The sequence below is a fragment of the Cellvibrio mixtus subsp. mixtus J3-8 genome (genome assembly GCF_000766945.1).
Classification (GTDB): domain Bacteria; phylum Pseudomonadota; class Gammaproteobacteria; order Pseudomonadales; family Cellvibrionaceae; genus Cellvibrio; species Cellvibrio mixtus_A.
In genome coordinates this window covers 20,045-44,116 of the sequence record NZ_KN266210.1, presented here as the reverse complement: position 1 = coordinate 44,116, position 24,072 = coordinate 20,045, and the positions used below count along the sequence as shown (strand labels likewise).

16 protein-coding genes and 1 tRNA gene are annotated in these 24,072 nt (G+C 47.2%); 11 read left to right on the top strand and 6 right to left on the bottom strand.

Features of this window, described 5'->3' with window-relative positions:
• The first annotated feature begins 18 nt into the window (after window positions 1-18).
• The 10 genes from eda to A596_RS15130 all read left to right on the top strand — a co-directional run bounded on the left by eda (window position 19) and on the right by A596_RS15130 (window position 11,238).
• On the top strand, window positions 19-651 hold the full coding sequence (gene eda, locus A596_RS15175) for a bifunctional 4-hydroxy-2-oxoglutarate aldolase/2-dehydro-3-deoxy-phosphogluconate aldolase (RefSeq protein ID WP_039916337.1): 633 nt from the start codon (window positions 19-21) through the stop codon (window positions 649-651).
• 116 nt (window positions 652-767) lie between these two features.
• The gene (gene gap, locus A596_RS15170) at window positions 768-1,775 is read left to right on the top strand and encodes a type I glyceraldehyde-3-phosphate dehydrogenase (RefSeq protein WP_039916336.1); all 1,008 of its coding nucleotides are present in this window, start codon (window positions 768-770) and stop codon (window positions 1,773-1,775) included.
• Window positions 1,776-1,789: 14 nt separating this feature from the next.
• Window positions 1,790-3,235: a pyruvate kinase gene (gene pyk, locus A596_RS15165; protein WP_039916334.1), complete on the top strand. Its 1,446-nt coding sequence runs from the start codon at window positions 1,790-1,792 to the stop codon at window positions 3,233-3,235.
• Between the two features lie 70 nt (window positions 3,236-3,305).
• Window positions 3,306-4,112 carry a M23 family metallopeptidase gene (locus A596_RS15160; protein WP_039916333.1) on the top strand — a complete coding sequence of 269 codons (807 nt, stop codon included), beginning with the start codon at window positions 3,306-3,308 and terminating at the stop codon, window positions 4,110-4,112.
• 45 nt (window positions 4,113-4,157) lie between these two features.
• A complete protein-coding gene (locus A596_RS15155) occupies window positions 4,158-6,074 on the top strand; it encodes a C13 family peptidase (protein ID WP_039916332.1) in 1,917 nt (638 codons plus the stop codon).
• A 77-nt stretch (window positions 6,075-6,151) separates the two neighbouring features.
• Window positions 6,152-6,346 carry a Trm112 family protein gene (locus tag A596_RS15150; RefSeq protein ID WP_039916331.1) on the top strand — a complete coding sequence of 65 codons (195 nt, stop codon included), beginning with the start codon at window positions 6,152-6,154 and terminating at the stop codon, window positions 6,344-6,346.
• A gap of 40 nt (window positions 6,347-6,386) precedes the next feature.
• The gene (gene alaS, locus A596_RS15145) at window positions 6,387-9,017 is read left to right on the top strand and encodes an alanine--tRNA ligase (protein ID WP_039916626.1); all 2,631 of its coding nucleotides are present in this window, start codon (window positions 6,387-6,389) and stop codon (window positions 9,015-9,017) included.
• Window positions 9,018-9,186: 169 nt separating this feature from the next.
• Entirely contained in the window at window positions 9,187-10,434 is a 1,248-nt protein-coding gene (locus tag A596_RS15140; RefSeq protein ID WP_039916329.1) for an aspartate kinase, read from the top strand.
• 222 nt (window positions 10,435-10,656) lie between these two features.
• Window positions 10,657-10,848: a carbon storage regulator CsrA gene (gene csrA, locus A596_RS15135; RefSeq protein WP_012486997.1), complete on the top strand. Its 192-nt coding sequence runs from the start codon at window positions 10,657-10,659 to the stop codon at window positions 10,846-10,848.
• Between the two features lie 299 nt (window positions 10,849-11,147).
• Window positions 11,148-11,238 (top strand) — tRNA-Ser (locus A596_RS15130).
• A 368-nt stretch (window positions 11,239-11,606) separates the two neighbouring features.
• Here A596_RS15130 and A596_RS15125 read toward each other — a convergent pair.
• Window positions 11,607-14,465 (bottom strand): valine--tRNA ligase, encoded by a 2,859-nt coding sequence (locus A596_RS15125; RefSeq protein WP_039916327.1) that lies wholly within the window; start codon window positions 14,463-14,465, stop codon window positions 11,607-11,609.
• Window positions 14,466-14,627: 162 nt separating this feature from the next.
• Between A596_RS15125 and A596_RS15120 the strand changes: the two genes are divergently transcribed.
• Entirely contained in the window at window positions 14,628-15,635 is a 1,008-nt protein-coding gene (locus tag A596_RS15120; protein WP_039916326.1) for a Stealth CR1 domain-containing protein, read from the top strand.
• A gap of 62 nt (window positions 15,636-15,697) precedes the next feature.
• Here the strand turns inward: A596_RS15120 and A596_RS15115 are convergent, their stop codons facing one another.
• The 5 genes from A596_RS15115 to A596_RS15095 are packed head-to-tail and all read right to left on the bottom strand — an operon-like array spanning window position 15,698 to window position 24,046.
• Window positions 15,698-17,731: an LTA synthase family protein gene (locus tag A596_RS15115; protein WP_039916325.1), complete on the bottom strand. Its 2,034-nt coding sequence runs from the start codon at window positions 17,729-17,731 to the stop codon at window positions 15,698-15,700.
• A gap of 45 nt (window positions 17,732-17,776) precedes the next feature.
• Window positions 17,777-19,750: an LTA synthase family protein gene (locus A596_RS15110; RefSeq protein WP_052417563.1), complete on the bottom strand. Its 1,974-nt coding sequence runs from the start codon at window positions 19,748-19,750 to the stop codon at window positions 17,777-17,779.
• A 32-nt stretch (window positions 19,751-19,782) separates the two neighbouring features.
• Window positions 19,783-21,927 (bottom strand): lipopolysaccharide kinase InaA family protein, encoded by a 2,145-nt coding sequence (locus A596_RS15105; RefSeq protein ID WP_039916624.1) that lies wholly within the window; start codon window positions 21,925-21,927, stop codon window positions 19,783-19,785.
• A 14-nt stretch (window positions 21,928-21,941) separates the two neighbouring features.
• Entirely contained in the window at window positions 21,942-23,015 is a 1,074-nt protein-coding gene (locus A596_RS15100) for a glycosyltransferase family 4 protein (RefSeq protein WP_152600202.1), read from the bottom strand.
• An 8-nt stretch (window positions 23,016-23,023) separates the two neighbouring features.
• Window positions 23,024-24,046, bottom strand: a complete 1,023-nt coding sequence (locus A596_RS15095; protein WP_039916324.1) for a CDP-glycerol glycerophosphotransferase family protein — start codon at window positions 24,044-24,046, stop codon at window positions 23,024-23,026.
• Window positions 24,047-24,072: the final 26 nt, after the last annotated feature.

The window sequence follows — 24,072 nt, the reverse complement described above, 5'->3', positions numbered from 1 at the left end:
CAACGAGGGACACATACAGTGGCGTTAACTATCGATCAAATTGTCAAAGTCGCACCAGTCGTACCCGTTATGGTGGTAGAGCGTATTGAAGATGCAGTGCCTTTGGCTAAAGCACTTTATAACGGTGGCTTGAAAGTATTGGAAATCACCCTGCGCACTCCGTGTGCACTGGATGCAATCACTGCCATGGTTGAAGCATTACCCGATGATGCTGTGATCGGTGCAGGCACCATTATTACTCCGGCGGATCTGGAAAAAGCGGTAAAAGCCGGCTCTACCTTTTTGGTAAGCCCTGGTACAACCCCGGCATTGATTGAAGCGGCAAAAGCATCGCCAGTGCCATTGTTGGCTGGTGTTGCAACGCCAACGGAAGCTATGCATCTCTACACGCAAGGTTTCACTCACCAGAAATTTTTCCCGGCTGAAGCGGCCGGCGGTGTGCCGATGTTGAAATCGATTGCTGGCCCATTGCCGCAAATTACCTTCTGCCCGACTGGCGGTATTGATTTGGCGAAAGCGCCAAGTTATCTGGCCCTGCCAAACGTGCATTGTGTCGGCGGAACCTGGATGGCTCCCAAAGAATTGATGAAAGCCGGTCGCTGGGACGAAATTGAACGTCTCGCACGAGAAGCAGCCAGCCTGCCTCGCTAACCGAAAATCCGCAGGGGCGCAATTTATTGCGCCCCTGTATTTTTAATCGAATGGACACACTAAAACCTGTGTCCCTACAGCAAAAGAATCAGTAAGAGTTTATTTAGGAGAAAGCAATGACTATTAGAGTGGCAATCAACGGTTACGGTCGTATTGGTCGCAATGTTCTGCGTGCGTTGTATGAATCAGGCAAGCGCAGCCAAATTGAAATCGTTGGCATTAATGACCTGGGTGATGCTCACCTGAATGCTCACCTCACCAAGTACGATTCTGTTCACGGCCAATTCAACGGCACTGTGAAATACGAAGGCAATACCATGTTTGTTAATGGTGATGCGATTCGTATTACCGCAGAGCGCGATCCAGCCAAATTGCCCTGGGCTGAATTGAAAGTGGATGTGGTGTACGAATGTACCGGTATCTTCACCAGCAAAGAAAAAGCGGGTGCGCACATTGCTGCCGGCGCTAAAAAAGTCATTATCTCTGCACCAGGTACTGATGTAGATGCAACCGTTGTATTCGGTGTAAACAACAATGTATTGAAAGCATCTGACAGCATTATTTCCAACGCATCCTGTACCACTAACTGCCTGGCGCCTATCGCTAAAGTGTTGAATGACAAGTTCGGCATCGTTCAAGGTTCCATGACCACCATTCACGCATATACTAACGATCAGGTTCTGTCTGATGTATTCCACAAAGACATTTACCGTGCACGTTCTGCGACCCAATCCATGATCCCAACCACTACCGGTGCTGCCAAAGCGGTAGGTTTGGTTCTGCCGGAATTGAAAGGCAAGCTGGACGGTATTTCGGTGCGCGTTCCAACTATCAACGTTTCCCTGGTAGACCTGAACGTATTGGTTGAGAAAGATGTCAGTGTTGAAGCAGTTAACGCAGCGATGAAAGAAGCCGCTGAAAAAGAAATGCCAGGGGTATTGGCCTATGTTGATGAGCCTCTGGTATCGGTTGACTTCAACCACAACGCCCACTCTTCCAACTACGACTCGCTGCAAACCAAAGTGTATGGCAAGTGGGTAAAAGTCCTGAGCTGGTACGACAACGAGTGGGGTTTCTCCAATCGCATGCTGGATAACACCATTGCCCTGATGAACGCTAAATAATAAGAGAACTCATCATGTTAAGACGTACAAAGATCGTCAGTACTTTGGGCCCTGCTTCTGAGTCGCCAGAAGTTCTAGAGCGTTTGATCCTGGCGGGCGTTAATGTCGTCCGCCTGAACTTTTCCCATGGTTCACCGGAAGATCACAAGCGTCGCGCTGAAACCGTGCGCGAGCTTGCTGCCAAGCACAACCGTTTCGTGGCGGTGCTGGGCGATTTGCAAGGCCCGAAAATCCGTGTAGCCCGTTTTGCCGAAGGAAAAATCCACCTCAAGGTGGGTGACAAATTTATTCTCGATGCTTCTTTGGGGCGCGATGAAGGTAACCAGCAACAGGTTGGTATCGACTACAAAGAACTGCCAAACGATTGCAAGCCCGGCGATGTGTTGTTGCTGGATGACGGTCGTGTGGTGTTAACCGTCGATAAAATCGAAGGTACGCGCATTTATACCACCACCAAGGTGGCTGGTCCTTTGTCCAACAACAAAGGTATCAACCGTCAGGGCGGTGGTTTAACCGCGCCAGCGTTGACCGAAAAAGATATCGCCGACATTAAAACCGCCGCAGAAATTGATGTGGATTATCTCGCCGTGTCTTTCCCGCGTTCAGCGGACGATATGAATTACGCGCGCAAGCTGATGCTGGAAGCGGGTGGCCGTGCCGGTCTTGTTTCCAAAGTTGAACGCGCCGAAGCGGTTGCCGATGACGAAACCCTGGACGACATTATCCGTGCAAGCGATGCTGTAATGGTTGCCCGTGGCGACCTGGGTGTCGAGATTGGTGATGCAGCACTGATCGGTGTACAAAAACGCATCATCGCGCGTTCACGTGCATTGAATAAAGTGGTGATCACTGCGACCCAAATGATGGAGTCGATGATCAACAGCCCGTTGCCAACCCGCGCTGAAGTGTTTGACGTAGCGAACGCGGTGCTGGATGGTACCGATGCGGTAATGCTTTCTGCAGAAACGGCCGCCGGTAGTTTCCCGGTGGAAACGGTTGAAGCAATGGTGCGCATTATTCTCGGTGCGGAAAAACACCCGATTGCGAGTTTTGATAACTACCGTATGGATCAGGCCTTTAACACGGTGGATGAGTCTATTGCACTCGCTTCCATGTTCACTGCCAACCATCTGGCGGGTGTGAAAGCGATTATCGCGTTCACTGAATCAGGCAGCACTCCGCGTTTGATGTCGCGTGTAGGGTCGCAATTGCCTATCTTCGCCTTCTCTCGCCATGTAAATACCCAGCGTAAGATGGCGATGTATCGCGGTGTACAACCGATTGCATTTGATACCAGCAGCGCTCCCTGCGCTGATGATTTCAACCGTGCAATTGGAATGTTGAAAGCGCAAGGTGTGCTGGTAGAAGGTGACCTGGTGATTGTTTCCCTGGGCGATACTACATTGCTCGGTGGTACCAACACGATGAAAGTTCTGCGCGTCGGCGATACACTCGCCTAAGCGTGGACAGTTTGGAAAAACGGCAGCTCGGCTGCCGTTTTTTTTGCGTCGATATTTTTGTGGTGATGTGATGAAAATTATTTTTGCGCTGCTGTTTGGCCTTTGGATTCTTCCGGCTCATGCATTGGAATTGCGTGGTGAATGGCAACAGGGTGGATTAATTGTTGGCAAAGTTCCCGCAGGCGTCCAGGTCGAATACGCGGGAAAAAAATTACAACTGTCTCCGGCAGGGGAATTTGTTTTTGGTTTCGGGCGCGATGCAAAACCCCAGGCCACATTGGTGTTGATTCATGCCGATGGCCAACGTGAAGAACAACGATTTCCAATCAAGCAACGCAAATACAATATCCAGAAAGTCACCGGCGTTCCCCAGCAAACGGTCGAGCCTGATCCCGCCCAAGTGGAACGTGCCAGGCGCGAAGCGCAAATGGCTGCCGATGCACGCAAAGGCGATTTGCCCCTGACTTTTTTTGCGCAAAAATTTCAATGGCCGTTAATTGGTCCGGTGACGGGCGTGTATGGTAGCCAGCGTTTTTATAACGGCGTACCCAATTCACCGCACTATGGGGTGGATGTCGCCAAGCCTGTTGGAACTATAGTGGTTGCACCCGCCGGTGGTATTGTGACCCTGGTTCATCCCGATATGTTTTTTTCCGGTGGCACCCTGATTATTGATCACGGTCACGGCTTGTCATCCACTTTTATCCATCTCAGTGAAATTTTAGTTAAAAAAGGCGATCAGATTACCCAGGGGCAGGCGATTGCCAAAGTAGGAAAAACCGGTCGTGCGACCGGTGCGCACCTTGATTGGCGGATGAATTGGTTTGAGGAGCGAATCGACCCGCAGCTATTAGTAGACCCGATGCCGGCACAATAAAATCCGGCGACAATTTCCTGTTTTCGTATGTGATTGGTAAATGATATGAAGCGTGTATTGACAGTCAGCGCTATTTTTTTTGCCGGCGTGATTTTTGGTTTGCTTTCGGTGCATGGCACGTTCAATCATTTGCGTCACACTTTTTCTCCATCACTCAGTTTTGCTGATGGCTCAACCTATGTTGGAAATCTAAATGCGCAGGGTGAGCTTGACGGTAATGGCCGCATGCAATGGAAAAATGGCGATAGTTATGAAGGAAATTTTGTCGCCGGTTTATTTCAAGGGCACGGCCGGCTTTCAATGTCTGCCTCTGGTATTTATACCGGTAATTTTTTTGCAGGCGAAATGGAAGGGCAGGGCGAACTGGTATATCCCGATGGATCGCGCTATCACGGTGAATTCAAACAAAATCGATTTAATGGAAAAGGAAAATTAACTTATACCGATGGTTCTTTTTATGTGGGTGATTTTATTAACGGTCGCCCACATGGTAAAGGGCAATGGTTGTTTGCGGACCAATCAACATATGCGGGCGATGTTGTGAATGGTGTGATTACTGGAAAAGGCGAATTGAGGCGAGCGGGCAGTAAATATTTGGGTGATTTCGTCGCAGGAAAAATGCATGGCAATGGTGTTTTTACTGACTCGGAGGGTAATAGTTACAGTGGCGAATTCCAAAACGATATATTTACTGGTGAAGGCGTTTATGCAGGGACTGAAGGTGATTCTGCAATAGGGCATTTCAATGCATGGTTATTGAATGGAAAAGGAATGCAAACTGATAAAGATGGCAATCAATGGCAAGGCGAATTCCAAAATGGTTTGTTGGAAGGCGAAGGAACCTATATTGAAAAATTAATTGGTAAAAAGTTAGTTAGTGAAAAAGCAGGTAGTGAAAAAACAAGCAATGAAAGCACAAGCAGTGAAAGAACAGGGCAGCAATATTCAGGTGAATTTAAATTTGGAAAATATTCTGGCAAGGGAAAATTGATTGCCAGCAACGGTGATATTTACGAAGGTGAATTTGCTTATGGAAAAAAGCATGGAGCGGGTGTATTAACGTATAGGGAGCCAATTGATGGCGTTGGGAAAATAACCGGGCGTTGGGATTATGATCGCCTTGTTGATGGCGGCAGCGACGTTAAAATTTTTTCACCGGAAGAAGTGACTGAACATGCCATCTATAAAGAATCGGCAGGATTGCAGCGCTCGCTGGACGCGCTATTGCCGTCCGATGAGAAAAAAATTGAACTCTACAGTCTTGTGATTGCAGGTTACGGTACAGAAGAGGTTTTTCGTCGTGAAAGTAAATTCATTGAAAACCTGTTTACTCAACAATATCGCAATCACAATACCGCTATTTATTTATCAAATAGCCAGCGTTCACTGGATGAACATCCTATGGCAACGCGTACCAGTATCCGGGCGGCAGTGGAAAAAATTGCGGAGCGCATGGACAAGGAACGCGACATTTTCTTTTTGTATATCACCAGTCACGGCAGTAAAAATAAAACCATAGCGCTTACTCACAATGGTTTGGCACTGGCAGATATTGATGCGAAATGGCTGGGTGATTTGCTCAAGGCAACAGGGATAAAGCATCGGATAGTGGTGCTGTCAGCTTGTTTTTCCGGTGGATTTATCGACGATATTGCTGATGAAAATACATTGGTGATGACGGCAGCATCCGCTGAAAAAACGTCATTCGGTTGCGCGGATGACAGCCTCTTTACCTACTTTGGGAAAGCCTATTTCAGAGAAGCCCTGAAACCGGGGGTAGATTTTGAGCAGGCTTTTTATCGCGCGCGGGAATTGATTGAAAGTTGGGAAAAAGAACAAAAAATAACCCCGTCAGAACCGCAAATCCGGATTAATCCCAAAGTATCCGACTATGTGAAAAGTTGGGTGGAAAGTGAGGGTGCACCGGTTTCGGGAAATTTAAAACCCCAATCCATCCAATAGCCCTGCGGTTCTAGAGACAGGGCTGTGATTGGCAGTGTAAGATACCGCCCCCGGTTAACTAACCACGACCTAAGATCATGATTGATAAAAAATTACTCAGCATTTTGGTATGCCCGGTCAGCAAGGGTGAACTTGAATATCGCCCGGAACAGCAAGAGCTGGTGTGCTGGGAAAGTGGATTGGCCTACCCGATTCGCGATGGCATTCCGGTAATGCTGGAGCACGAAGCGCGCAAACTCAGCGCGGAAGAACTGGAACAGCATCACGCTTGATTAGCGGGTGCCAAAGAAGTTGAAGACGAGTTAATACATGATGAAAAGCGCTGAAATTCGCGATGCCTTTTTGAAGTACTTTGAGAGCAAAGGCCACACTATTGTTGCCAGCAGCTCACTGATTCCCGGTAATGACCCTACCTTATTGTTTACTAATGCGGGGATGAACCAATTTAAGGATTGTTTCCTCGGGGCGGACAAGCGCCCCTATAATCGCGCAGTAAGCTCCCAGCGCTGTGTGCGCGCTGGCGGCAAACATAATGATTTGGAAAATGTGGGTTATACCGCGCGTCATCATACCTTCTTCGAAATGCTCGGTAATTTCAGTTTTGGCGATTACTTCAAGCACGATGCTATCCGTTTTGCATGGGAGTTTTTAACGTCCAAAGACTGGTTAAATATTCCCGCTGAAAAACTTTGGGTTACCGTTTACGCCTCGGATGACGAAGCTTACGATATCTGGAACAAAGAAGTCGGTGTTCCTGCCGAACGCATCATCCGGATCGGCGATAACAAGGGCGCACCTTACGCATCAGACAATTTCTGGGCGATGGGCGACACTGGCCCATGTGGTCCCTGTACCGAAATATTTTACGATCACGGCGCGGATATCTGGGGTGGCCCACCCGGTTCACCGGAAGAAGATGGTGACCGCTATATCGAAATCTGGAACAACGTATTTATGCAATTCAACCGTACCGCTGACGGTGTTTTGCATCCATTGCCGGCACCCTCTGTAGATACCGGTATGGGATTGGAGCGTATTTCTGCGGTTATGCAGCACGTTCATTCCAACTATGAAATCGATCTGTTTCAACATTTGCTCAATGCCGCTGCTGAAGCAACCGGCAATCACGATATGGAAAATAAATCACTACGAGTGATTGCTGACCATATCCGCTCTTGCTCTTTCCTGGTTAGCGATGGCGTGTTGCCATCCAACGAAGGGCGCGGTTATGTACTGCGTCGTATTATTCGCCGTGCAATCCGCCACGGTAACCAGTTGGGCCAAAAGCAACCGTTTTTCCACAAGCTGGTAAAAGCACTTGCGGAAGTAATGGGTGATGCTTATCCCGAGTTGCACAAAAACCAGGCGAATATTGAAAAAGTTTTACTGCAAGAAGAAGAGCAATTTGAGAAAACCCTGGATAAGGGGATTGCTGTTCTGGAAGATGCATTAGGTAAGCTTTCCGGCACCGAAATCCCCGGTAAAGTCGTTTTCACACTGTATGACACCTACGGTTTCCCGGTTGATTTAACCGCCGATATCGCCCGTGAGCGCGGCCTCACAATCGATCAGGAAGGTTATGAAGCAGCGATGGCTGAGCAGCGTGCTCGCGCTCGCGCTGCGGGTACGTTCAAGGTCGATTACAACGCGAAAGGCCTGGATTTCCCTGCTACTGAATTCCTGGGATATGGCTCTTTGACAGAGCAGGGCAAGGTTGTTGCCCTGGTAAAAGATGGCCAGAAAGTTGAGCGTCTGGTTGAAGGCGACTATGGCGTTGTTGTTCTGGACCGCACACCTTTCTACGCAGAGTCAGGCGGTCAGGCGGGCGATAGCGGTTACCTCGAATTGGGTGGCAACCGTGTAGAAGTCCGCGATTGCCAAAAACAAGGTTCATCCAATTTACACATCGTACGCGTGCTCCAGGGGGCTGTTTCTGTTGGCGATATCCTGTCAGCTAAAGTTGACAGCAATGTTCGTCAAGCCACAGCGCTTAATCATTCCGCAACCCATCTGATGCATGCTGCCTTGCGCAAGGTGCTGGGTGAGCATGTTACGCAAAAAGGTTCATTGGTGGACTCAGAGCGTTTGCGTTTTGACTTCTCCCATTTCGAAGCCGTAACTGCCGATCAGTTGAAGGTGATTGAGACGCTGGTTAACGATCAAATTCGCGCTAACTCTCCAGTGGCTACTGAATTGTGTGATATGGAAGCCGCGAAGGCCAAAGGCGCAATGGCGCTGTTTGGTGAAAAGTATGGTGATACCGTGCGTGTATTGACCATGGGAGATGGTTTCTCCGTTGAGTTATGTGGTGGCACCCATGTTGGTCGCACTGGTGATATAGGCCTGTTTCGTATTGTTTCAGAATCAGGAGTTGCTGCTGGAGTTCGCCGTATTGAAGCAATCACAGGCGCCAGGGCGCTGGCCTTGTTTGACCAGGTTGAAGCATTGGTCGACACCGCGAGCCGCAGCTTGAAAACCAACCGCGATTCGCTGGTCGAGAAGTTGGAAATGCTGGTAGCTCAAAACCGCAAATTGGAAAAAGACCTCGCCCAACTGAAAACCAGGCTCGCTACTGCCGGCAGCGGCGATCTTTCTACTCAGGCTCAGGATATAAATGGAGTCAAGGTATTGGCCTTGAACCTTGATGGCGCAGATGCCAAGTCACTTCGCGATACGGTTGATCAGTTTAAAAATAAACTGGGAACCGCAGTCGTGCTATTGGCGGCAGTTGAAGGCGATAAGGCCGCATTGGTTGCAGGTGTTACCCAGGATATTACCGGCAAAGTGAAAGCGGGTGATTTAATGGGATATGTCGCCAGCCAGCTTGGTGGAAAAGGCGGTGGTCGCCCGGATATGGCCCAGGGCGGCGGCACCAATCTTGCCGCGCTGGATGCCGCATTGGCATCGGTTGCACCTTGGGTTAAAGCACAGCTAGATAAGTAAACTTGTTGGTTGAATGTTGTACAAAAACGTGAAAGAAGTGCGATTAATCCGCTTTTTATCACCCATTTGGGTTAACTTTTATCGCGAACTGGTGTTTAATTGGCGCCTTTTTGCGATCTGGTTACTCAGTATTCGTATCCGTCAAAATTTTAAAGAAGGATAGGCTGTAATGAGCTTATTGGTTCAGAAATATGGTGGTACCTCCGTTGGTTCCATCGAACGTATAGAGCAGGTTGCTGAAAAAGTTGCCGGATTCCGCGCGCAGGGACATGACATAGTGGTGGTTGTTTCTGCCATGAGTGGTGAAACCAATCGTCTGATTGGCCTTGCCCAGCAAATTCAGGAAACTCCTGATCCGCGGGAGCTGGATGTGCTGGTGTCTACCGGTGAACAGGTTACTATCGCATTGCTCTGCATGGCCTTGAAAAAGCGCGGACTCGATGCCAGATCCTATACCGGTGGCCAGGTTCGTATCCTTACCGACAGTTCCTTCACCAAAGCCAGAATTCAGGCTATTGATGAGGAAAATATGCGTGCCGATCTGAAGTTGGGCCGTGTTGTTGTGGTAGCTGGATTTCAGGGCGTGGATGAGCACGGTAATATTACGACGTTGGGGCGTGGCGGTTCAGATACTACCGGCGTAGCCTTGGCTGCAGCGCTTAAAGCTGATGAATGCCAGATTTATACCGACGTAGATGGTGTTTATACCACCGATCCACGTGTTTGTGAGCGCGCACGCCGCCTCGAAAAAATTACCTTTGAAGAAATGCTTGAAATGGCCAGTCAGGGCTCCAAAGTATTGCAGATTCGCTCCGTTGAATTTGCAGGAAAATACAAAGTGCCCCTGCGTGTACTTCACAGTTTCAAAGAAGGCCCAGGAACCCTGATTACCCTCGATGAGGAAGATTCAACTATGGAACAACCAATTGTTTCCGGTATCGCGTTCAATCGCGATGAAGCTAAAGTGACTGTTGCAGGCGTACCAGATACTCCTGGTGTTGCTGCTAAAATTTTGGCGCCAGTTGGCGAAGCCAATATTGAAGTTGATGTGATTGTGCAAAATGTATCTGCTGATGGCACTACAGATTTGACTTTCACTGTCCATAAAAATGATATGAATAAAGCTGTCACTGTGTTGGAAAGTGTTGCCAAAGAAATTGGTGCGCGTGAAGTACGCAGTGACGACAAGGTTGCTAAAGTATCTATCGTGGGTGTTGGTATGCGCTCTCATGCCGGTGTTGCATCGCGCATGTTTACTGCATTGGCAGAAGATCGTATCAACATCCAAATGATCACTACATCTGAAATTAAAATTTCTGTGATCATTGATGAGCGTTACTTGGAGTTGGCTGTGCGCAGTCTGCACACCGCTTTTGGTTTGGATGCCGAACCGTCAGAAGGCCGTGTGAGGGGCTAAGCCTTTTTGAAAGGCGGTTTAGTTAAGGTGTTTGAGTTGCATTGCTGTCTAGTTCAAAAATAGACAGAAAAATGTTGGGGGTTTCTTCCCTTTCGCGAAAAGTAGACGATACTTATGCCCAAGGCATTCGGTTGTCAGGAAGCGACAGGGGGTATTCGGGAGTCGACGGTGGCAAGGGGTGTCTAAGTCGTACTCTTACAGGATGAGTGAAGGAGATTAAAGATGTTAATTTTGACTCGCCGTATTGGCGAAACTTTGATGGTTGGTGACGAGGTAACCGTTACCGTTTTGGGCGTAAAAGGCAACCAGGTTCGTATTGGTGTCAATGCTCCTAAAGATATCGCAGTACATCGCGAAGAGATTTATCAGCGTATCCAACGCGAAAAGCAGAATCAGGAAGAACAGGATAATTAATTAATATTAATTATTTTGTTGTTCAAGCTTTTCAACTACGCGGCGGTTTGATTTGGTCATCCGCCGCGTAGGCGTTTTAAGGCATCCCGTCTTTTTTGTTGCAGCTATTAGCAACTACCATCTTTTCTAAAAAATAAACGAATTGATTGATAATTGTTTTTTGCTGATCGCGAATTATGCGATGAGTAAAAATTCCTGCATTTTATTCCGTAAATTTATATTCAAGACTTTGATTTTTAGCGAATTATGGTATTATGCCGCACCTGCTGAAGCGGAGCTTGCTTCGCATCAGCAGACGTGGAGAAGTGGCCGAGTGGCCGAAGGCACTCCCCTGCTAAGGGAGCATACCTCAAAAGGGTATCGGGGGTTCGACTCCCCCCTTCTCCGCCATTGAATTCAAACAAAAAGCCCAATCGCAAGATTGGGCTTTTTGTTTTTGCGTAGAAAGAATTTTTAATCTACAGGTTAGGCCTGGGCGCGTAACACTTGTAGGTTGGTGCTGAGCGCAGCGATGCCCAACGCGATCTATATATTTATCCACCAGAAACTCTTCAATAAAAAAGCCAGCTTTAAGAATGGCTTGGAAAGTTTAAATTTTAAAGCTATCCGCTATGTTGATGTGTTTGTTGGGCATCGCTGCGCTCAAGCTACGCGCTCCGGCACAACCTGCTTACTGATTTAATTTTCCCATCGAAAAATCCCCAATAAAAAAGCCGATGTTTTTGCATCGGCTTTTTATGAGCGTAAAAAATTAATTTTTACAGCGCACTAATCTTTTGGATTTGCTCACGCAATTTCTCTACTGCAATTTTGTTTTCGTTCACACGCTTACGCTCATTTTCTACAACTTCGGCAGGCGCTTTCTCAACAAACGCTGCATTGCCGAGTTTGGTTTCAGTGCGTTCAATATCTTGCTGCAATTTATTGCTTTCTTTGGTTAGGCGTGCGATTTCGGCGTCTTTATCGATAATTCCTGCCATAGGTACCAGGATTTCCATTTGCCCAACCAGCGCTGTTGCCGACATGGGTTCTGTATCACCAGCATTCAACCAGGTAACGTTTTCCAGTGATGCCAACTTTTTCAGGAATTGTTGGTTTGCTTGCAGGCGTTGCTGATCGTCCGCGCTGCCATTTTTGAATAGCACGTTGAGGTCTTTTGCCGGAGATATATTCATCTCACCGCGAATATTACGCACACCAAGAATAACGGCTTGCAACCATTCAACATCTTTCAATGCCTGCTGATCGATCTTGCTTTCATCGGCACTTGGGAAGCGCGCATGCATAATGGTTTCGCCAGTGGCGCCGGCGAGTGGTTTGATTTTTTGCCAGATCTCTTCGGTGATAAATGGCATCAGCGGATGGCTCAAGCGCAAAATGGTTTCGAGCACGCGAATCAATGTGCGGCGAGTGCCTTTTTTGCGTGCTTCACTGCCTTCGGATTTATCAAATAAAATCGGTTTGGATAATTCGAGGTACCAATCGCAATATTCATTCCACACAAACTCATAAATTGCTTGCGTCGCTAAATCGAGGCGATAAGTGTCGAGTGCTTCAGCAACTTGTTTTTCGGCTTGCTGCAATTTGCTGATAATCCAGCGATCCGCAACGGATAATTCATAGTTGCTTGAACCATCTTGCCCGCAATCCTGGTCTTCGCATTGCATTAATACGTAGCGGGTTGCGTTCCATATTTTATTGCAGAAATTGCGGTAACCTTCCACGCGGCCCATATCGAATTTAATATCGCGGCCAGTCGATGCGAGCGAGCAGAACGTGAAACGCAATGCGTCAGTTCCGTACGCTTGAATACCCTCCGGAAATTCCTTGCGTGTTTGTTTTTCAATTTTTGCAGCGTCTTTGGGGTTCATTAAACCGGTGGTGCGTTTTTGTACCAGCGTTTCCAAATCGATACCGTCGATAATATCCAGCGGATCAAGCACATTGCCTTTGGACTTTGACATTTTCTGGCCCTGGCTATCGCGTACCAGACCATGGACGTAAACGGTTTTAAAGGGGATTTGTGCACTGCCATCTTCATGCTTCACCAGGTGCATGGTGAGCATAATCATGCGCGCTACCCAGAAGAAAATAATATCGAAGCCGGTAACGAGCAAATCAGTTGGATGGAACTTTTTCAAGAATTCGGTTTGCTCTGGCCAGCCCAGGGTAGAGAAGGTCCACAGACCGGAACTGAACCAGGTATCAAGAACATCTTCGTCCTGGTTCAGTTTTACATCGGCGCCGAGATTATATTTGCTGCGCACTTCTGCTTCGTTGCGGCCAACATATACTTTGCCGCTCGCGTCGTACCATGCTGGAATGCGATGACCCCACCACAATTGACGGCTAATGCACCAATCCTGAATGTCGCGCATCCATGAGAAGTACATATTTTCATATTGCTTGGGCACGAATTGAATGCGGCCATCTTCAACGGCGGCGATTGCCGGTTCTGCCAATGGTTTGGTGCTTACGTACCATTGGTCGGTTAACCACGGCTCAATAACAACGCCAGAGCGATCACCGCGCGGCACTTTCAAACCATGGTCATCAATTTTTTCCAGCAATTCTGCGGCTTCAAACGCTGCAACAATTTGTTTGCGCGCTTCGTAACGATCAAGCCCGGCAAATTGGGCGGGCAGGGTGCTATTCAATTCATTATTGACGCTGCCATCCAGATTAAAAATTTGCGCTTGTGCAAGAATCGCCGCATTTTTATCCAATACATTGATGAGTGGCAAGTTGTGGCGCTTGCCCACTTCATAGTCATTGAAATCGTGTGCCGGGGTAATTTTCACGCAGCCGGTGCCGAATTCGCGATCTACATAATCGTCGGCAACAATCGGAATCAAGCGATTTACTAATGGCAGTAAAACAAATTTTCCAATTAGTGATTTATAACGTTCATCTTCAGGATGAACCGCAACAGCACTATCACCCAACATGGTTTCAGGGCGAGTTGTTGCTACCACCAAATAATTTTTACCCTCTGCTGTCGTGGCGCCATCGGCTAACGGATAGCGCAAGTTCCACAAATGACCTTTTTCATCGTGATTTTCTACTTCCAGATCGGAAATAGCGGTATGTAATTTCGGGTCCCAATTCACCAGGCGTTTGCCGCGATAAATCAAACCATCTTCATATAGGCGTACAAACGCTTCCTGCACTGCGGTGGAGAGGCCATCATCCATTGTGAAGCGTTCGCGGGTCCAATCCACTGATGAGCCGAGGCGGCGAATCTGGCGAGTAATAGTACCGCCCGATTGCTCTTTCCACTCCCAGACTTTTTCGAGGAATTTTTCGCGACCAAGATCGTGTCGGCTAATATTTTGTGCCGCTAATTGACGCTCAACCACCATTTGGGTCGCAATACCAGCGTGGTCGGTGCCGACTTGCCACAGAGTGTCGTCACCACGCATCCGGCGATAGCGAATCAGTGCATCCATCACCGCATTATTGAAACCGTGGCCCATATGCAGGCTGCCTGTGACGTTAGGCGGCGGAATCATAATGCAATAGGGATTGCCTTCGCCGGCGGGTTTGAAATAACCCTTCTCTTCCCAGGTTTGGTACCACTGGTTTTCTATCGCGTGGGGTTGGTAGGTTTTATCCATAGCGCTTGGAAACTCTCTAGGTCTGCGGCTGCGTTGGCTGCCCTGAAATAACGAAAAAATTGGGCTGCGATTATAGCTGTTTTTGTGCACTAGGAGTGCGTAAGTGTTGCAACGACTTGTGTACGATAGGGGTCAAATGCGCTTTGATAGTAGGAATAGCCTATGCAAGATATTCCAGTTTCGACGCCGATTGATGCAGTCATTATGTGGGTTGATGGTGCCGACCCGCACCATGCGGCTAAATTAGATACTTTCCTGCGGGATAAAGGTTTGTCGCGAAAGGGCGGTGCCGATAAGGCGCGTTTTCATAATGCCGGTGAGCTGGATTATTGCGTAACATCGTTGCTGAAGTTTGCTCCCTGGTTGCGGACCATTTTTATTGTTACCGATCAGCAGCGCCCATCGTTGTTGGACAAGCTGGCTGGAACAGCATTTGAGCACCGGGTTTGTTTAATTGATCATCGTGTTATTTTTGCTGAATATCCCGAATGCCTGCCCAGCTTTAATAGTATGGCCATCAGTTCCCTGCTCTGGCGAATACCGGGAATCGCTGAACAGTTTTTGTATTTAAATGACGATTTTATGTTGATTCAACCGACTCATCCGCAGGATTTTTTTCGTGGTGATAAAGTAGTACTACGCGGGAAATGGCATTTGTTGCCAGAGTCTGTCCCTGGCAGAAGTGTGATTCGTATTGTGCGGCGTTGGTTTGGACGGGAAAAAGAAAAGAGCCGCATAAGTTTTTGGGAATTACAACAATCATGCGCGCGACTATTGGGATGCACCAAAAAATATTTCCGTTTACCCCATGTTCCCCATGCGTGGAAACGGTCATCCTGGGAAAAAATCTTTACCCTGTTTCCCGCGGCAGTAAGTACCAATATACATGCACAATTACGCGGCTCCGGCCAATATGTACCGGAAGCGCTTGGTTCGCATTTTCATTGGCGGGAAAATTTGGCAGTGTTGGATAATGATCGAACGAATGTGCAATTGAAACCGGCCAGGCAATCATTATTTCGTCTTTCTTTCAAACTATATTATGCCGATATCAATAAAAATGTTGTTTTTGCTTGCGTGCAAAGTATTGAAGGGGGATCTGCTAAAAAACAACAGCTAATTTATAACTGGCTGGATAAACGCATCGGAAGTATTGATGAGCTAATCTAGATTTTTTTGCTGCGGTCGTGCATGCCTGATTAAGTCAGGCATGCACAAAATGATTTTATTTTTTATTTCTTCGCATCGCCCATTTCAGAAACCAACTGCCATTCCAATAATGCTTCCAATGCATTGATATGTTTTCTATAGTCATGCAAAGAACTGGATGGGGTTATTTGGTCGGTCACCTTAAGCTGATTATCGTAAGAGTGAGCCACAGCATCGTTATTGAAAGTAACCTGATTGTCGCGCACCCAGATATCATGTTCATACCATGCAGCCCTGGGTTCGTCGGCTGCCAATAGATCAAAACCAGTTTTTAAATAGGTCGCATCGGCCAGGATGAGCTCAAACAGTGTTGGAAATATATCGCGCTGGCTGCCAATGATGGATGTGTCCCACTTTTTGCCTGACATGTACGCCATTGGCACTTGTATGTAAAAGGGGACGGCACCTGCGAGCAATTTATCGCTCTTGCTGGAAAACTGGTAAAAACTGCGCAGCACATGGTCCCCGGTCGCCATGCGTATGGTGTCGTTGTCGAGTGGGGAATTATCCACTTCCTGTAAAAATTTTCCCAGCTGGTCCGATGCATAGCGAAATGTTGCCATTTGCATCTGTGCATTTTCCGGTTGAATTAAATGTTCATCAAATGCGGCTGTCGCAAACATCGGCACGTCGTATCCGGATGGCACCTTGTGTGGCGGATGATTGCTGGTGGTAATAATAAACATAAATACTGGCTGCTGTGCGGCCGATAACTCGCGCAGTTTTTCCAGCGCAAAACGATACGTGTATTCATCGTGCACGCCCCAGTCCGAATGTTTATCGATGCCGTAAGCCTTAATGATATCTGACATATCCCAGTAATAATTTACGCCCTGGGTTTTCCAGAAATTATCGTGATTTAACCAGGATCGTGCACCACCGCTGACAAATGCGATCTGGTAACCCTTAGCGATAAACGGTTGCAGGTTTGAAAAGGCTAGCTGATGATTTTTTGCCGATGATGTGGAAAGTTCTAACACGGATGTATTGAGGAGTGTGCTTTCTATAAATCGGTTGGTGCCCAGGCGGGTTGATAAAAACCGGGTAAACAATGCCCCTCTATTTTTTTGTTCGCGAAAACTCCCCAACAGGTTTTGTTGCTCAGAATCTGCCAACAGAATTTGCGAACTCCAGCTCTCCATCATCACCAACACAACATTAGGGAGTTTTTCAAAATGGGGCGCCCTGGACTTTTTAAGTAAAGGAACTCCTTGCGGAGTGGTGTCGTAAGTCGCTAATAAATCCGCTTTGGCTTCATCAAGGTTTGCATACCCGCGCGATTTCAACGCTTGCTGAGGGTTGTTATTGACGGAGTTTTTGCTTTTTTCCTTGAAGGCATAATAAAGATGGTTGGGTGCATTGATTGAAAGGTTGTTCATAAAGCTGGATGAAGAAAAATGTGTGGTCTTTTTATTTAGCGGAAACAGGGAAAGGCTGCCGCGTGCAGCAATGGCTAATACGATAATCGCTAACACTATACAGATACTTTTGATTGCAGCCCGGCGTGTTCCTGCAATGGCTACTATCATTGCGCTATTGTTCAGTGCCTGATAGGTTCGGCGCTGTACGAATAAACCCATCGCGCAAATCAGTATTAGCAGCACTCCATTGGTGAGCGGGCTGTATTGTGTTACGAATAATTTAACTAACTCGGTCGTTTGATCATCTACTATCCCAAAAATAAAAATATCAAACGGTTGGCCAACGCTGTGCCAGTAAATAGTGTGAATAAAACCGAGGCTACAAAATAATAATAAAAAAAGAAGGTTGATTGCGCGGTATGTGCGTAGGGCGAATACACCGGGTTTGATAGCGATTAACAACGCTGATATTAGCAGCCCCAAGGCTATTGATGTTGCAACCAGCTTTAAATCCCAGCGCAGCGCGTGCAGCAGGTAGGATGGTAAATCTTGCGCAATAATTTCGTCACTAAACTGATAAAGGGTGATTAATCGCAATAGTTGCATAAGAACTATTGCGATCAACGAACAACTTACTGCATGAGAAAAAAAATCAACGAATAAAGCCCAGCGATTACTCAAGGTCAGCGTATGCATGAACGTAATACTTGTACCAGTTGGATTCAGGTTTTAAAACGATTGTCAGTGGGGGACGTAATAAGTTTGTTCCCGATAAAGCAGTGACGGCAATAACACATGTGCCAGGGCTTTGTTTGCATCCGGGGCGGCGGCTGCATCCGGTAAGAGCGAAACATGCCTGCTGGGAAAATGATATTGTGCGGCTACAACATCACCACTGGGTTTTAATATCGTAAGTTTATGCGTGTCACCGGGCTGTTCCTCCATCAATGCAAAGGTGTCATCGAATTGGATAAGGGCTCTGCCGGGGCTGGTTTTATCCGTCGCAAAATCACGGCCCAGCATTGGGTGCTCGGAGGAAATACCCATTAGTGAAATTAATGTCGGTGCCAGATCAATCTGGCTGGCGATGGGATTAATTTTTTCGGGTTTTATATCGGCGCCGAGGATAAGGCCCGGTATATGAAATTTATTGACGGGAACCAGGCTGTTGCCATACACGCGATTATCGTGGTCCGCCACAACCAGGAAGAGCGTATCTTGCCAATAGGAACTTGCCTGTGCTTTTTTCATAAACTCGCCGAGAGCGTAATCCGCGTATTTCACCGCATTGTTAACAACTTGTTTCGGCTCTTCATGCAATTCAATCCGGCCATCGGGAAATTCAAATGGAGAATGATTTGATGAGGTGAAAATCAGGCTAAAAAACGGTTTTTGTTGTTCATGCAGTTGCAGTAAATGCTGATGGGCATGATTGAATAAATCTTCATCACTAGCGCCCCAGCTGCCGACAAATTGCGGGTTTTTAATATCTTTAAAGTCGATGATTTGTTCAAAACCATTGCCGGTAAAAAAGCCACGCATGTTATCAAAATGGGCTTCACCGCCATAAATAAATTCGGTGTGGTAACCCTTGCGCTCAAGCAGATCGGCGATTGTAAAAAAGTTTTTCTGTGACAAAGATAATTTGACGGTACTTTGCGCCGGTGTCGGCATAAAGCCCGCAACAACTGCCTCAATACCGCGAACCGAGCGCGTTCCGGTTGCGTAGAGTTGTTCGAACCACCAACCTTGTTCTTTGAGCTTTTCCAGGTTGGGTGTTACGGGCACACCACCCAGGCTTTCCACAAACGTGGCGCCAAGGCTTTCCTCAAGCACAATCACCAGATTTAACGGTTTCTCCCGTTGCACCGCTGCTGTTTGCTGATGCACTGTGGGATATTTTGTGTTGGTGAATTGATAATGTTTAAGCCAGGGCCAATCCAGATTTTGTTTAATGATATCCGCTGTCGCCATTTCCCCATAGATTTCGCTGGATTTGGCTTCATGTTTCATATTGTAAATTGCAAACACTACGGAATAGGTTGAGTTAATCACCAACGAATTAACCATCGCATCGCCGGTAATTGCAAACAGTGCCGGGTTTGCCGGGCGATGTTGGGTAGTAGAGCGGATGCCCATTGCCAATACCAAAATTAACAATGGCCAAATTAATATTAAATGCAAATAGGAAATTTTATAGGGATGACTTTTTTTGTCTTTAATTAATTTGCTGGAAAGCACGGTAATCAAAACAGTCAGGAAAATTCCGCCTAAAAATGGCCCGCGAAATCCGTACCACAGCGTGGAAAAAACTTCCTTCGGATATTTCAGGTACTCTACGAAAATACGATTGGGCCGCAAGTCGTACTGCATAACAAATGCGGGAGTTGCCAGCTCCATAAAAATAAATAGTCCTAACCCCAATACCGACCAACTATAAGTAAATTTTTCCCAACCCGGGCGCCAGGCGTTAGGGCGCCATAAAGGGATGGTTAATATCGGAATCAGCGCCCAGAAGCTAGCCATAATAATATCGGCACGAATACCTTGCAGGAGCATCGCCACCAGTTTGCCGGCAGGCTCAACCCGATCCCATTGCCAGGCCATCAACAGCACCCGGCTAATGCTGAGGAGGATGAGGCTCAGTACGAACATGCGAATAATAAAACGCAAATGACCGGAAAAAAGCGCGCTTGGGAATGAGCGAATATTCATGTTAATTATTACGGTTGAGGAAATGTGAAAGGTCAGCCCACAATAAAATATTTTGGTGACGATGTAAGCATCGAATCTGTAACAGTTTCACCATAGGCATTGTAGATCGCCAGCGACGTTATTGTTAATGGCAACGCTTGGGGGGTGGTGTGGGTGGTCCATCCCATCAATATTTGCCGGCCTTCTTTTGAGAACTCCAATATATAGATACATTCGTCCGTGGGCCATTTTTTTGTGAAGGTGGCAGCACCGAGCAATTTAAGAAAGTGAGCCAGCGCATAAAATGCCGGGCGTGGTGTGAATTGATTTTGATCATCTACCAAACCATAACCATGGGCAGATAAGCGCCACCAAAAAACCTGCTCGACGTGGCCGGAACACAATGTAATTGCCAGGAAGCGCAGCATATAGCTGGCGTAATCTTCATCGTTTTCACCCGGTTGTATGCGTCGCCAGTTAGGCGTTTCATAGGGGCAACCAATCGGCGACCAGATGTGCGTGTTTTTTACCGGCCAATTAACTTCAGAAATAATGACGCGATCTTCAGTATGTGTTGACCACTGGGCCAATGCGCGAATCATGGCACTTTTTTCCAGTGTGGAAAAATATCCCTGCTTGTTTTCCGGTGCGCCACGACGGTCAACATAGAGGAAATGGGATAGCGCAGTAAAACGGAAATCACCAGGTAATGCATTCAACGCCGCAATCACCGGTAGATATTCAAAATCGATGCAAGCGGGACCGGTTAATTGCAGGTGCGGAAATTCTTGCTTGAGTTCCAATGCCGGCCGCATCAGCTGTAAATATTCAGTGCTGCTCCAAACACCCCATTTAACCCGATTCGTAGCGTGGGTAACTTCAATATGGGTCACCTTATCTACCAACTGGCGAATAATTTTATTCAGGAATCCTGCCCATGAGTCTGGTTCCAGAACGGCGCGCCGGTCTTGTAATAATCCGATCATCACCGGAATATTTTGCGTGTGTAATTGCTCAACCAAAGTAATTCCTCTATTCCAATCTTCATCGGTTTCATGGTGATAAAAGCGGACAAAAACCGGGGGATTGCCTAATTCCTGTAATAGCCTTAATTCCGTTGCCATGTAATCCGGGTGTGGATGCAACGCGATACCAATACGCTGCTGCATTGATCGCGGTTGGCGATAACTTTCTTGCAGTAATTTCCGGTAACGCAAATAAATACCCGGCAGGGCACAAAGGCCTTGCCACACCATAGAAAGAACATAGCCGGTATTGCGGTACTGGTGTTTTTCCTTGCGTCCAAGGCTAATCATCGGTTGGGCAGTTTTTTCATCCCATAGCCAAATATCTTTGGGTTCGGGATACAAAGAACGGCCAGACGATTTACGTTTATTTTTCCAGTGGCGGATTGGATGGCGCCATTTGCTGTTGCGTCTGTGTCGCCAGAATTGTTCACGCAATTTTTGTTCGAGTTTATCCAGCTCGGGTTCCGGTAATTGATGATGGCTGTAAATCATCTTGAAAATTTTCATATACGCACCGGGTATCGCGAGCCGGGCGAGATCTTTTGCCCGTTCTTTGTTGCCTAGTGGTGCCGGAAAAATTTTGCTGCGATTCAAATCAATCCATTGCGGTGCCAGCCATTTACCATCATCGGTGTGCGGTAAGAGAATATTTTGATTGCCCATATCGCCATGCATAAATCCGGCATCGTGCATAGTGCGCAGTGCCGGTGCGAGGTGCAGGAGAACTTCCATCAGTGGCTGGTTATCGCGCTTGTCCCAGAGTATGTCAGCCATTACTTCGCGCAGGCTGGGCGCTGCTTCAAAGCGGCAAATATAATAACTTTCGATTAAGCGGTTGTTATCCCAGCGTTCAAGCCAGGCCACGGGTTGCGGCGTGCCTATGTGTTGCGATTGCAAATAACATGCAGCTACATAAGAACGCTCTGCTTTGGATTTATTTTTTTTATCGTAGCGATCTTTCCACCAGGATTGGCGTTTGAAAACTTTTATCGCAACGGGAATGGTTCCATTCGCTGTTTGTAATTCATTTTTGAGAACGAAATCGCCCCCATGGGAAAGTTTCTCTCCGCTATGGCAGAGTTGTTGTAATTTTCCGAGGCTTGCACGGGTTTGCGGATCATCAAATGGGGTTGTAATTGCCCCGGATAAATGACCAATAGTAATCGCCACACTGTTCACGTCCCTTATGCCCCGCTCGCGGATGTAGTGGCCAGGCGTTGATAAAGGCGCACATACTGCTGGATATTTTTCTCAAGGTTAAAGCTGGTTGCATAAGCAATCATTTTTTCACGATGGGCCGCATCATTTTTCAGTCGCGGCAGGTTTTCAAGCACGGTTTCAGTCATGTAATCTGGGGCGAAATTTTCCCAGATAACGGCATGCCCGCCCGCGACTTCGGGCAAACTGGTCATGTTGGAGGTAAATACCGGTGTACCAAATTGCATCGCTTCAATGACCGGCAAACCGAACCCTTCAAACATGGATGGAAATAAGAAAGCCTCGGCGTGCTGATAAAGCCAGACTTTTTCTGCGCTGGTTATCGGGCCACCGATGTGAACATTGTGTAGTTGTAATGCGGTTATTTTCTGGTGTAACTCTTCGATGTAGCCCTTATCATCCAGATTGCCGCAAATATAAAGTTGGTGGTCGGGTATGCGTGCCATCACATCCAGTAATGCGTGAAAATTTTTTTTGCGACGCATGGCGCCAAGCGTAAAGAAAAAAGGTACATCCTGTTTGTAGAATGACGGTTGCGTTGCCGGGCGCTGCTGCAGATTTTCCACACAGTTATAAATAACTTCCACCGGTTTATTATTCAATGCAATATGTTTTTTTATATCATCGGCAACAAATTGCGAGATAGTTACCAATGCATCCGCCCCGTTTACCCGTTGTTGCAATCTGTCCAAATGAAATTTGGCTTTACAGGCATTTTTCTCGTAAAGAAAGTTGAGGTCATGGATCGTAATGACCTGGCGAGTATTTTTTGTTTTTCGAAGAAAGCGAAAGCTCTGGTAAGTTGAATGCCATACATCAACACGCGGTAAGCTCGGCGGAACAAATTTTTGCCACTTGCGCACGGGGACATAACTAATATTTTCCCTGGCAGAAAAACGATGGTTGTGCGGAATAAGGATTTTATAATTGATAGACGCATCGGAGTGCGATTCAATTCCTGTTAACAAGGAGCGCATCACATTCGCTATCCCGGTGTTGGTATAGTGGATAAGGCTTGCATCAATAAGTACGCTGGACATAGTCAATCCTATTTCCAATACTTCATTTTTTGTCTGAGCTTGAATTTACGCCAGAGATTCCAGGGTTTGGCTTTCGGATTTTTTCCGCCGCGCGCGATAAAATCGTCAATCGCATCCAGAATACGTTCGGCGGATTTGCCATCGCGCGCCGGGTGTATGGATTCACCAAATGCAGTAATCGCCTGCATCAATTCGGTTGGGCGCGTTAATGCGCGGCGTATGGCGGGTTCAAAATCTTCCGCTTTATGTATGTCAATTAATTGCGGGCCGGGGCGGCGATTGTTGAAGGTTACCACCGGTTTGCGTGTGAGCAAAAATTCGCTCAGGGCCGATGATGTGTCCGAGCACATGACATCAGCGTCACCAAATAATTCCAGAATATTATCGGTATTGGAGAATGTGAGGTTTTCATTTTCCAGTGCCTGGAATTTCGCACGGGTTTCCTCGTTCATTTTTGGATGCAAGGTCACCACCCATTTCCATTCGCCGGTTTGGCTGAGCCGTTTCACTTCCGGGTACAGTGTTTCTGCTGCGCTCCAGGAAGGGGAAAAGGTGGAGTGATAAAGGATTGTTGGCGGTTGTTTAACGGGCGGCAAATGTTCCGGTAGCTGTGTAAAAAAATAATCGAGCTTGGGCCAACCGGTTTCAACAACGTGGAAATGTTGCAACTTGTTGGCAAGGGCTAAAAATTGTTGGGTATCCGCAGGGCCGGTGGTGCAATACAAATCAAAAAAGCCGCGGATATAAATATGCCGTGGCTTGCCCGCATCAAAGCCATGGAAGGTTTGTACTTTAACGCCGGGGAAAAAATGCGGAACCATATTGTTCGGTGTAATAACCGCAAACGGGTTCCAGCGCATTACCTCATCGACCGTTGCCAGTAAGTGATCATCATCGTGCAAATCTTCTGCGCCGGGGCCGTTAAAGAACCAGGCGACTTTACCGCCGCGCGCTTTTATGGCGGCGTCAATAGGGCGCATTATCGCCTGGGTGTAGCGCTCCGAACCATAAAATAAATAGTATTTGCTCATGGTGATATCCAGGGAAATAAATTATC